Here is a 13,229-nt window from a genome sequence, read left to right on the forward strand (position 1 = left end):
GGGAGGTGCGTACGGCCCGCTACGGCCGACCCCTCCCCTCGCAGCCTGCACCGCGGAGTCCTGGCATTCACCTAGTCTCTGCGGCTTGTCCGCCAAGGGCAGTGCGGCTATGGAGACGCGAAGCCCGGACGGTCAGCGGTGGCCCGGAGCCGTGCGCCGCATGCCCGGGGCGGACGGGGCCCACCACGACGGAAGCCCTGCTCAGGGCGGTACGGAAGGCCTCCCCGGCGCGCCTAGGAGTTCCCCTAGAGGTGACCTCCGGCCCACCGTTCCGGGCCCACCGCTGTGGAACGGTGAACTCAAGCCGTGACGGTGTGACTTCGGGTTGGGAGTGCGATTGATGAACGGGTCGGAAACCGCGGGCCCCACGATCCCCTCGCCACACGGCGAACCGATCGCGGTCGTCGGCCTTTCCTGCCGCCTGCCCGGGGCAGCCGATCCCGACGCCTACTGGGACCTCCTCCGCGAAGGCCGGAGCGCCGTCACACCGGCGCCGGCCGACCGAGGGACCGCGGAACTCCTGGCACGGTCAGGAACATCCGCCCCCGCACACGGCGGATTCCTCGACGACGTCGCCGGGTTCGACGCCGCCTTCTTCGGGATCTCCCCACGCGAGGCGCAGTCGATGGACCCCCAGCAGCGACTCGCCCTGGAGCTCGGCTGGGAAGCCCTGGAGAACGCCCGTCTCCGCCCGGCACGGCTCACCGGCCACCGCACCGGGGTGTACATCGGAGCCACCGTCGAGGACTACGCCGTACTCGTGCACCGGCAGGGCCCCGCAGCGCTCGACCACCACACTCCCACCGGCCTCAACCGCGGACTCATCGCCAACCGTCTCTCCTACCACCTCGGCCTGCGCGGCCCCAGCATGACCCTGGACACCGCACAGTCCTCCTCGCTCGTGGCGGTCCAGACCGCGTGCGACAGCCTGCGCAGCGGAGACTGTGACATCGCCCTGGCGGGCGGGGTCCACCTCAACCTCGCCCCCGAGACCACCCTCGCCATGGCCCGCCTCGGCGCACTCAGCCCCAGCGGCTTCTGCCACACCTTCGACGCCCGCGCCGACGGCTTCGTACGCGGCGAGGGAGGCGGCCTCGTCGTCCTCAAACCACTCGCCAGGGCCGTGGCGGACGGCGACCACGTCTACTGCGTGATCCGCGGCGGAGCGGTCAACAACGACGGCGGCGGACCCGGCCTCACCACCCCCGACGCCTCCGCACAGGAAGACGTACTGCGGCTGGCCTGCGCACGCGCCGGTATCCACCCCGGCGACATCGACTATGTGGAGCTGCACGGCACCGGCACCAAGGTCGGCGACCCCATCGAGGCGGCCTCGCTCGGCGCCGCACTCGGCACCGACCCCCGGCGCTACACCCCCCTGCGGGTGGGCTCGGTCAAGACCAACATCGGACACCTGGAGGGCGCCGCCGGCATCGCCGGCCTGCTGAAGGTGGTCCTGTGCCTGGAGCACGGCCACCTCGTCCCGAGCCTGAACTTCGCGACCCCCCCTCCCGCCATCCCGCTGGACAGCCTGAACCTGCGCGTGCAGACGGAGTCGGCGGCATGGACCGCGCAGGAGGGGCGCCAACTCCTTGCGGGTGTCTCGTCGTTCGGTATGGGCGGGACGAATGCGCATGTGATCGTCGAGCAGGCTGAGGGAGTGGGGCGGGCCGAGGGGGAGGGGACTGGTTCCGCTCGGCCGTCGGGTGCTGATGTGGGTGTGGTGGTGCCGTGGGTGGTGTCCGGGCGCTCCGGTGAGGCGTTGGTGGCGCAGGCGGAGCGGTTGGCGGCGTGGGTGACGGACGCGGGTGCGGGCGCGGGTGCCGGTGCCGGCGGTGGTGGTGTGTCGCCGGTGGACGTGGGTTGGTCGTTGGTGGCGTCGCGGTCGGTGTTCGAGCACCGGGCGGTGGTCGTGGGCGCGGATGTGGGCGAACTGGCGTCGCAGCTACGGGAGTTGAGCTCAGCGGGTGCGGCGGGTGCGGCGGGTGATCCGGGGCGGACGGTGTTTGTGTTCCCGGGGCAGGGTTCGCAGTGGGTGGGGATGGCGGTGGAGTTGCTGGATTCTTCGCCGGTGTTTGCGGCGCGGTTGGCGGAGTGTGAGGCGGCGTTGGGGCCTTTCGTCGACTGGTCGTTGGGTGCGGTGTTGCGGGGGGTTGAGGGCGCGCCGGGGCTTGACCGGGTGGATGTGGTGCAGCCCGTGTTGTGGGCCGTGATGGTGTCGTTGGCTGAGGTGTGGCGGGCGTATGGGGTGGAGCCCGCGGCGGTGGTGGGTCACAGCCAGGGGGAGATCGCCGCGGCGTGTGTGGCGGGCGGGTTGAGTCTGGCGGATGGTGCCCGGGTCGTGGCGCTGCGGAGCGAGGCCCTCCGGGCGTTGTCCGGGCGGGGCGGGATGGTGTCGGTGGGGCTGTCGCCCTCCGACGTGGAGGAGCTGATCGGGCAGTGGCAGGGCGGCAGCCGGATCTCCGTAGCCGCCGTGAACGGCCCGTCGTCGGTGGTGGTGTCGGGTGATGCGGATGCGCTGGATGAGCTGATCGATGAGTGCCGGGACCGTGACGTGCGCGCCCGACGTATCGAGGTGGATTACGCCTCGCATTCGGCGCATGTGGAGTCGCTTCGTGCGGAGTTGGCCGAAGCACTGGCACCAGTGACGCCGCAGACCTCGTCCGTGCCGCTGTTTTCCACGGTGACGGGGGACTGGCTGGACACGGCGCAGATGGATGCCGATTACTGGTTCACGAACCTGCGGCGGACGGTCGAGTTCGCGCCCGCCGTGCACGCTCTCGCGGCCGCTGGTCACCGCACGTTCGTGGAGGTCAGCCCGCATCCCGTGCTGACCGTTCCGCTGGAGGAGACGGTCGAGGCCGCGGGCGTCGAAGCCGTAGTGACCGGGACCCTGCGGCGGAACGACGGAGGACTCTCCCGCCTCTACGCCTCCCTCGGTGAGCTGTACGCACACGGTGTGGACGTGGACTGGTCCCCGGCCTTTGCCGCTCACCGTCCCCAGCTCGTCGACCTGCCCACCTACGCCTTCCAGCGCGAGCGGCACTGGATACCGGATGCCGTGGAGCAGCACCCCGGCCGGCTCACCGCCGACGAGCCGGTCCCGCCCGCCGAGGCCAGGACCGGCGGCTCCGCTACGCGCCGGCCGACGCTCGACCTTGTGCGGGAGAACGCCGCGGTGGTGCTCGGCCATCGGGACCCGTCCGCGATCAATGCCGGGTGGACGTTCAAGGACCTGGGCTTCGACTCGGTCACCTCGGTGGAGTTGCGTAACCGGCTGAACCGCGTGCTCCCGGTGCGGTTGCCGTCCACGGCGCTGTTCAACCACCCCTCGCCCGCTCGCCTGGCCCACTTCGTCGACACCGAAGTCCTCGCCGGTACCGACGCCGTCGACCACCCCACCGAGCACCCCACCGGACACGCCATCGAGCGCGGGCACGGACCAGCAACCGACCCCGACGAGCCGATCGCCATCGTCGCGATGGCCTGCCGCTACCCCGGGGGCGTGCGCTCGCCCGAAGAGCTGTGGGAGGTCCTGCGGGGCGGGGTGGACGCGGTGTCGCCGTTCCCCACCGACCGGGGCTGGGACACCGACGGGCTGTACGACCCCGATCCAGGACGGTCGGGCACCAGCTATGTGCGCGAGGGCGGCTTCATCGACGCCGCCTCCTTCGACGCCGGGTTCTTCGGGATCTCCCCGCGCGAAGCCCTGGCCATGGACCCCCAGCAGCGGCTCCTCCTGGAGACCTCGTGGGAGGCGCTGGAGCGGGCAGGCATCGACCCGACCGGGGTGCGCGGCAGTCTGACGGGTGTGTTCGTCGGTGCCATGGCGCAGGAGTACGGCCCGCGTCTGCACCAGGCGGGCCACAACATCGAAGGCCATGTCCTGACCGGAACGGCCGGGAGCGTCGCCTCCGGACGCATCGCCTACACCCTCGGTCTCGAAGGGCCCGCCGTCACCGTCGACACGGCGTGCTCCTCCTCCCTGGTGGCGCTGCACCTCGCCGCGCAGGCGCTGCGCGCCGGAGAGTGCACCCTCGCGCTGGCCGGAGGGGCGACGGTGATGTCCCGCCCCGGCATGTTCGTGGAGTTCAGCCGGCAGCGCGGCCTCGCACCGGACGGGCGGTGCAAACCGTTCGCCGCTGCCGCCGACGGCACGGCATGGGGTGAGGGCGCCGGGATCCTGCTGCTGGAGCGCCTGTCGGACGCGCGCCGTAACGGCCACCCGGTGCTTGCGGTGATCCCTGGGAGCGCCACCAACCAGGACGGCGCCTCCAACGGTCTCAGCGCCCCCAACGGCCCTTCGCAGGAACGGGTCATCCGTGCCGCGCTCGCCACGGCCGGACTACGGCCGTCGGACGTCGATGCGGTCGAGGCGCACGGGACCGGGACGACGCTCGGCGACCCCATCGAGGCGCAGGCGCTGCTCGCCACCTACGGGCGGGAGCGGGAGGCGGAACGGCCGCTGTGGCTCGGCTCGCTCAAGTCGAACATCGGTCACACCCAGGCCGCGGCCGGTGTCGCCGGAGTCATCAAGATGGTGCTCGCCCTGCGCCACGGCGTCCTGCCGGGAACGCTGCACGTGGACGCGCCCTCACCGCATGTGGACTGGTCGGCGGGCACGGTACGGCTGCTCACCGCGGCCCAGCCGTGGGAGGCGAACGGTCAGGTTCGCCGGGCCGGCGTCTCGTCGTTCGGTATCAGCGGCACCAATGCGCATGTGATCGTGGCACAGCCGCCGGCGGACGCCTCGTACGACGCCGAAGGGGTGGGCGGCGCCTCCGACACGGCGGTGGTGCCCTGGGTGGTGCACGGTCGGACCCCGGAGGCCCTGCGCGCACAGGCAGCTGCGCTCGCTGCCCATCTGGCCACCCTCCCGGACGCCGCACCGTTCGACGTGGCGCACTCCCTCCTCACCACCCGCGCCGCACTGGAACACCGCGCCGTGGTCATCGGCGAGACCCGCGCCGCGCTGCTCGCGGACCTGCACGCCGTGGCCGAGGGAGACCCCGGCCCCCGTACGGCCACCGGCTCCGTACCCACCACCCCCGGCTCGGGACCGGTGTTCGTGTTCCCGGGCCAGGGTTCGCAATGGCTCGGCATGGCAGTGGAGTTGCTGGACTCGTCGCCGGTGTTTGCGGCTCGGTTGGCGGAGTGTGAGGCGGCGCTTGAGCCGTTTACCGACTGGTCCTTGAGTGCGGTGTTGCGTGGGGTGGAGGGCGCGCCGGGGTTGGACCGGGTGGATGTGGTGCAGCCCGTGTTGTGGGCGGTGATGGTGTCGCTGGCCGAGGTATGGCGGGCGTATGGGGTGGAGCCCGCGGCGGTGGTGGGTCACAGCCAGGGCGAGATCGCCGCGGCATGTGTGGCCGGCGGGCTGAGCTTGGAGGACGGCGCCCGGGTCGTCGCGCTGCGGAGCAAGGCTCTCCGCGCGCTGTCGGGGCGGGGCGGAATGGTGTCGGTGGCGCTGCCCCGGCCCGACGTGGAGGAGCTGATCGAGCAGTGGCAAGGACGGATCTCGATAGCGGCGGTCAATGGGCCGTCCTCGGTGGTGGTCTCCGGTGATGGTGATGTTCTGGGCCGGTTGGTGGAGGAGTGCCGCCGGCGTGAGGTCCGTGCGCGACGTATCGAGGTGGATTACGCCTCGCACTCGGCGCAGGTGGAACAGATCGAGGAAACGCTGAGGGAGGTTCTGGCACCGGTCGCTCCACGGCCCTCGTCCGTGCCGCTGTTCTCCACGGCCACCGGGGACTGGCTGGACACCGCGGACATGGACGCGGAGTACTGGTACGCGAACCTGCGGCGGACCGTGGAGTTCGCGCCCGCCGTCCAGGCTCTCGCGACCGCCGGTCACCGCACGTTCGTGGAAGTCAGCCCGCACCCCGTCCTGACCGTCCCGTTGCAGGAGACCGTCGAGGCCGCGGACATCGACGCGGTGGTCACCGGGACCCTGCGCCGCGACGACGGAGGACTCTCCCGCCTCTACACCTCCCTCGGCGAGCTGTACGCACACGGCGTCGACGTCGACTGGTCCCCCGTGTTCGCCGCCCGCCGCCCGCGGTGGGTGGAACTGCCGACGTACGCATTCCAGCGGCAGCGCTTCTGGCCGGCGCCGGACGCTCCGGCCGTGGCCGCGTCCCCTGAGGAAGCGGCGTTCTGGACGGCCGTCGGGGACGAGGACGCGGAAGCGTTGGCGGGCACCCTCGGGCTGCCCGGTGCCGAGGCGCTGAACGAGGTGCTCCCCGCGCTCTCGTCGTGGCACCGGAACCGGCGGCAGCGCGATACCGCGGACGGCTGGCGCCACCGCATCGTCTGGCGGCCCCTTACGGAGCCGCCCGCGCGAGGCCTAGACGGCACCTGGCTCCTGGTGATCCCGGCCGGCTACGAGCAGGACGCGCTGGTGCTCGCCGCACGCGACGCGGTGGAGAAGGCGGGCGCGCGCACCTGCTCGCTGACGGTCGACGACGGCACCGGGCTCGCGGAGCGGCTGCGCGCCGAGACCGGTCCGGTCGCGGGAGCGGACGATGGCCCGTTCGCGGGGCCGGTCGACGGCCCGTTCGCGAGGCGCGTCGGGGGAACGTTCGACGGTGTGCTGTCGCTGCTGGCCCTGGACGACCGGCCGGACCGTGCCCATCCCTGCGTTCCCGCCGGCCTCTCGCTGTCCCTCGCACTGCTCCAGGCGCTCGGCGACGCCGGGATCGATGCCCCGCTGTGGTGCGTCACCCGCGGCGCGGTCGCCACCGGCCTCACCAACGACGACTCCGCCGCCCACACCCTCCATGGCTGCGGCGACGAGGACGGCGCCCCCGCGAACCCCGACCAGGCCGGCATATGGGGCCTCGGCCGGGTCGCAGCACTGGAGCACCCGGAGCGCTGGGGCGGCCTCATCGATATGCCCACCGACGGGGCCGTTGACCGGTCAGCGGAACTGCTTGCGCGCACCCTGGCGGCCAGCGGCCTGGGCAACGGCGACCAACTCCCCGGCCTGGGCGACGAGGACCAACCCCCCGGCCTGGGCGACGAGGACCAACTCGCTGTCCGGGGCGGCACCCTGTACGGGCGGCGGCTCATCCCCGCACCGCTCACCGGTAAGTCCCCGCGGCGCTCCTGGCGGCCTCGCGGCACCGTGCTCGTCACCGGTGGCACGGGCGCACTCGGCGCCCATATCGCCCGCTGGCTCGCCGCCAACGGTGCACAGCATCTCGTCCTCACCGGCCGTCGTGGAGACGATGCCCCCGGTGTGGCCGGGCTGCGCAGCGAGCTGCGGGATCAGGGCGTTCAGGTCACCGTCGCTGCCTGCGACATCGGCGACCGGCAAGCGGTGGCGGAACTGGTACGGCAGACCGAACGGGACGGGGAGCCGATCCGGGCCGTCGTGCACGCCGCCGGGGTCAGCGCCCTCGGCCCGCTGGCGGAGGCCGGCCCGGATGACCTCGCGGCGGCGCTCGCAGGCAAGGTCGCCGGAGCCGACCACCTCTCCCGCGTACTCGATCCCGCACAACTCGACGCCGTCATCTACTTCTCCTCCATATCCGGCACCTGGGGAGTGGCCGACCACGGTGCGTACGCCGCAGCCAACGCGCTCCTCGACGCCCGTGCGGAACGCGGCCGGGCCGACGGAGTACCGGTGCTGTCGATCGCCTGGGGACCATGGGCAGGCGGCGGAATGATCGCCGACTCGCTCCATGACGTGCTGCGCCGCCGCGGCGTCCCCGTCATCGACCCGGACACCGCGCTCACCGCCCTCCAACAGGCGCTCGACCACGACGAGACAACCCTCGCGGTCGCCGATGTCGACTGGCAGCGCTTCGCGGCCGTCTTCACCTCCGTACGGCCCAGCCGGCTGCTCGCAGAGCTCCCACACCTGACGGCTGACGGAGACGGAGGCGGAGACGGCGACAACCTCGGGACGGAGCGGGCGCCCGCCCGGTCGGCGCTCGCCGTGCGGCTCGCCGGACTCGACATCCGGCAACGCACCACCGCACTGCTGGACCTCGTCCGCGAAAAGGTCGCCTCGGTGCTCGGCCACGACAGGACCACCCCGGTGGACCCCGAACGCCCCTTCAAGGAGCTGGGCTTCGACTCGCTGACCGCCGTCGAACTCAGCAACCGGCTGAGCCGGGCCACCGGGCTGCGGCTGCCCACGACCGCTGTCTTCGACCACCCGAGCCCGGCCGCGCTCGCCGCGTACGTAGGCGACCGGATCAACGGCGAGCAGGAAGACCGCGCCACGCCGCAGCCGGCCGCGGCGCCCGCTTCCGCCCCCGCGGACGACGACCCGATCGCGATCGTGTCCATGGCCTGCCGCTATCCCGGCGGCGTGCGATCGCCGGAGGACCTGTGGCAGCTGGTCCGGACCGGTGTCGACGCGGTGTCGCCCTTCCCCACCGACCGCGGCTGGGACCTGGACGGCCTCTACGACCCCGACGCCGACCGGCCCGGCAGAAGCTATGTCCGGGAGTCCGGATTCCTGCGCGATGCAGGAGACTTCGACGCGGAATTCTTCGGCATCTCGCCGCGCGAGGCCCTGGCCATGGACCCGCAACAGCGGCTCCTCCTGGAGACCTCCTGGGAGGTCTTCGAGCGTGCCGGCATCGACCCCAAGTCCCTGCGTGGCAGCGGGACCGGCGTCTACATGGGTGTCACCGACCAGGAGTACGGCAACCGCCTGCGCGCGGCCGACCCAGAGCAGATCGAGGGATACCTCGCGACCGGGGCGGCGAGCAGCGTCGCGTCGGGCCGGGTCGCCTACACCCTGGGGCTGGAAGGTCCGGCCGTGACGGTGGACACGGCATGCTCATCGTCGCTGGTCGCCCTGCACATGGCGGTGCGAGCACTCCGCTCGGGGGAGTGCTCGCTCGCCGTCGCCGGGGCCGCGATGGTGATGGCCGACCCCGGGCCGTTCATCGGCTTCAGCCGTCAGCGCGGGCTGGCCCGGGACGGCCGGTGCAAGCCGTTCTCCGCGGCGGCCGACGGCTTCGCGCTCTCCGAAGGCGTCGGCGTCGTACTGCTGGAACGTCTGTCGGATGCGCGGCGCCATGGCCATCGGGTGTTGGCGGTGTTGCGTGGTACGGCGGTCAATCAGGATGGTGCGTCGAACGGTCTGACGGCGCCGAACGGTCTGTCGCAGCAGCGGGTGATCAGGGCGGCGCTGGCCGATGCGCGTCTGTCGGCCGGTGAGGTCGATGCGGTGGAGGCGCACGGTACGGGTACGACGCTGGGCGATCCGATCGAGGCGCAGGCGCTGATCGCTGCGTACGGCCAGGAGCGGGATGCGGACCGTCCGCTGTGGATCGGCTCGGTCAAGTCCAACATCGGGCACACCCAGACCGTTTCCGGTATGGCCGGCGTCATGAAGATGGTGCTCGCGATGCGGCACGGCGAACTGCCCGCGACCTTGCATATCGATGAGCCGTCGCCGCATGTGGAGTGGTCGGCGGGCGCGGTGGAGTTGCTGACCGAGGCCCGGACCTGGACGGCGGAACCCGGGCGGCCGCGCCGGGCCGGCGTCTCCTCGTTCGGCATCAGTGGGACGAATGCGCATGTGATCGTCGAGCAGGCCGATGGGGAGGGGCGGGCCGATGGGGAGGGGGCCGGTTCTGGTCCGTCGTCGGGTGTTGATGCGGGTGTGGTGGTGCCGTGGGTGGTGTCGGCACGCTCTGGTGAGGCGTTGGTGGCGCAGGGGGAGCGGTTGGCGTCGTGGGTGATGGGCGAGGGTGCGGGTGCCGCTGCCGACGGCGGTGTGTCACCGGTGGATGTGGGTTGGTCGTTGGTGGCGTCGCGGTCGGTGTTCGAGCACCGGGCGGTGGTCGTGGGCGCGGAGGCCAGTGAACTCGTCAAGCAGATGGGGGAGTTGAGCTCGCCGGGCGCGGTGGGCGATCCGGGTCGGACGGTGTTCGTGTTCCCGGGGCAGGGTTCTCAGTGGGTGGGGATGGCGGTGGAGTTGCTGGATTCTTCGCCGGTGTTTGGGGCGCGGTTGGCGGAGTGTGAGGCGGCGTTGGGGCCGTTCGTCGATTGGTCGTTGGGTGCGGTGTTGCGTGGGGTGGAGGGTGCGCCGGGGCTTGATCGGGTGGATGTGGTGCAGCCGGTGTTGTGGGCGGTGATGGTGTCGTTGGCCGAGGTGTGGCGGGCGTATGGGGTGGAGCCTGCGGCGGTGGTGGGTCACAGCCAGGGGGAGATTGCCGCGGCATGTGTGGCCGGCGGGCTGAGCCTGGAGGACGGTGCCCGGGTCGTCGCGCTGCGGAGCAAGGCCCTCCGGGTGCTCTCCGGACACGGCGGAATGGTCTCGGTGGCCTTGCCCCGGCCGGACGTGGAGAAGCTGATCGGGCAGTGGCAGGGACAGATCTCGGTAGCGGCGGTCAATGGGCCTTCGTCGGTCGTGGTGTCAGGTGATGCGGATGCGCTGGATGAGCTGATCGATGAGTGCCGGGACCGTGACGTCCGCGCCCGACGTATCGAGGTGGATTACGCCTCCCATTCGGCGCATGTGGAGTCGATCGAGGCGACACTGCGGGAAGTACTCGCGCCGGTTGCTCCGCAGACGTCGTCCGTGCCGTTGTTCTCCACGGTGACGGGGGAGTGGCTGGACACGGCGCAGATGGATGCCGATTACTGGTTCACGAACCTGCGGCGGACGGTCGAGTTCGCGCCCGCCGTGCACGCTCTCGCGGCCGCCGGTCACCGCACGTTCGTGGAGGTCAGCCCGCACCCCGTGCTGACCGTCCCGCTGGAGGAGACGGTCGAGGCCGCCGGTGTCGATGCCGTGGTGACGGGCACGCTGCGGCGGAACGACGGAGGGCTGAGGCGGCTCTACGCCTCCCTCGGTGAGCTGTATGTACACGGCGTGGACGTTGACTGGTCCCCGGCCTTTGCCGCTCATCGCCCCCAGGTCGTCGAGCTGCCCACCTATGCCTTCCAGCATCGTCGCTACTGGCTGGAGTCCGGTCGGCCGTTGCTGGGCGGTGCTGGTGGGGTGGATCCGGTGGACGCGCGGTTCTGGGAGACCGTTGAGCGGGAGGATCTGGAGGGTCTGGCGGCGACGTTGGGGGTGGCGGATTCGGGGGCCTTGCGTGAGGTGTTGCCGGTGTTGTCGTCGTGGCGGCAGGGGCGGCAGCAGCGCAGTACGGTCGACGGCTGGCGCTACCGGATCGTATGGCGGCCCCAACCCGACCTCGAACAGGGCCAGTTGGAGTTGGAGGGGAACTGGCTCGTCGCTGTGCCTGCCGACCATCTGGACGACGAGCTCGTACAGGCGGTGTCCCGCGGGCTCGGCGACCGGGCCCGCATCATGCCCGTAGCGGCAACGGCCGGCCGTGCGGAACTGGCGGCTCAGCTGACAGCCCTGCGCGCTGAACTCGACACCGGCAGCGAGCGCGGAACCGACGTACCGCTGCACGTGATGTCGCTGCTCGCGCTGGACGACCGGGACGTCGACGGGCACCGGGGCGTGCCCAGCAGTCTGTTCAGCACCATGGCCCTCACCCAGGCGCTCGCCGAGACGGAGCAGCCTGCCCGTCTGTGGGGGATCACCCAGGGCGCCGTCTCCACCGATGCCTCCTCCGTACAGGAGCCGGAGTCCCACCCGGTCTCCGACCCGGTACGCAACCCTGGCCAGGCGGCCATCTGGGGCCTGGCCCGCGTCTTCGGGCTCGACCACCGTGAGCGCTGGGGTGGTCTGATCGACCTGCCGGCCACCCTGGACGAGCATGCGTTGCGCCGCTTCCTGGCGCTGCTCAGCGTTGCCGGCGGGGGAGAGGACGAGTACGCGGTCCGTGCGTCCGGGGTGTACGTCCGGCGTATGGTGCGGGCGCCCCTCGACCCGGCAGCGCCGGCCGGGGCATGGCAGCCGCGCGGCACAGTCCTCATCACCGGCGGGACCGGGGCGCTCGGCGCTCATGTGGCGAGGGCGCTCGCGGCCGGCGGTGCGGAGCATCTGGTGCTCGCCGGACGGCGCGGCCCCGACGCCCCGGGCGCGGCCGAGTTGTCCGCCGAACTGACCGCACTGGGAACCCGCGTCACGGTGGCCGCATGCGATGTGACCGACCGGGCCGCAGTCGCCAAGTTGCTGGACTCGCTCGCCGACGAGCCCCCGCTGACCGCGGTGGTGCACACGGCGGGCGTGGTCGGCGAAGCCCGTCCGCCGGCCGAGACCTCCCTCGACGACGCCATGGCCGCTGTACACGCCAAGGTCTCCGGTGCCTGCCACCTCGACGAGTTGCTGGCCGATCACCCGCTGGACGCGTTCGTACTGTTCTCCTCCGGTGCCGGAGTGTGGGGCAACGGCGGCCAGGGGCCCTACGCAGCCGCCAACGCCGCCCTTGACGCGCTCGCCGAATGGCGCAGGGCGCAGGGCCGCCCCGCCACCTCCCTCGCCTGGGGTGCCTGGGCGGGCGGCGGCATGGTCGACGAGGCCGTGGCCGGACAACTGCTGCGCCGTGGCGTCCCCGGGATGGATCCCGATCTGGCGGTACGCGCTCTGCGGGAGGCCGTCGACCAGGGGGAGACCACACTCGTCATCGCCGACATCCGGTGGGACCGCTTCCTCCCCGCCTACACGGCACACGGGCCCAGGGCGCTCCTGGACGAGCTCCCGGACGTCAGGCAACTCCGCGCCGAACAGCAGGAGGAGAGGCAGGGAGCGGCGACGACGGAAGAGGCCGAAGGTCAGGGGTCGGAACTGACCGCCAGGCTCACCGCCCTGCCCGGGCCCAAGCGCCGGCGCATGCTTCTGGACCTCGTCCGCTCCCATGCCTCGGCCGTACTGGGGCACTCCTCGACCGACGCGGTCCGGCCGACACGGGCTTTCCGCGAGCTGGGCTTCGACTCGCTGACCGGGGTGGAGCTGCGCAACCGGCTCAACAAGGCCACCGCGCTGACCCTCCCCGCCACGCTGGTCTTCGACCACCCCACACCGACCGCGCTCGCCGAGCATCTACAGGACGCACTCCTGCCCGCGGCACCGCACAGCGGGAGCGGGCCCTCCCTGCCCCCCGAGCTGCAACAGGTGGCGAGCGCCCTGCACAGCGCCACCGACGACGAGACCCGGCGAGCGCTCACCGAGGGGCTGCGCGGTCTGCTCGCCGAATGGGAGGGCCAGGCGCCGCCACCAGCGGAGGCCGTCGATGACGAACTCGCGGAAGCGAGCGATGAGGACATGTTCGACCTGATCGATCGGGAACTCGGGATCGGCTGAGCCGGTGCGTACACCGACCGCCGGTTTCTTGAAGGGCTGA

Annotated in this window: 1 protein-coding gene; it reads left to right on the forward strand. The window is 72.0% G+C overall.

What is annotated here, in order from left to right:
- Nucleotides 1-340 precede the first annotated feature (340 nt).
- The gene (locus ACZ55A_RS35390; protein ID WP_468848979.1) at nt 341-13,189 is read left to right on the forward strand and encodes a type I polyketide synthase; all 12,849 of its coding nucleotides are present in this window, start codon (nt 341-343) and stop codon (nt 13,187-13,189) included.
- Nucleotides 13,190-13,229: the final 40 nt, after the last annotated feature.

It is taken from the genome of Streptomyces sp. NPDC034111 (genome assembly GCF_055575375.1).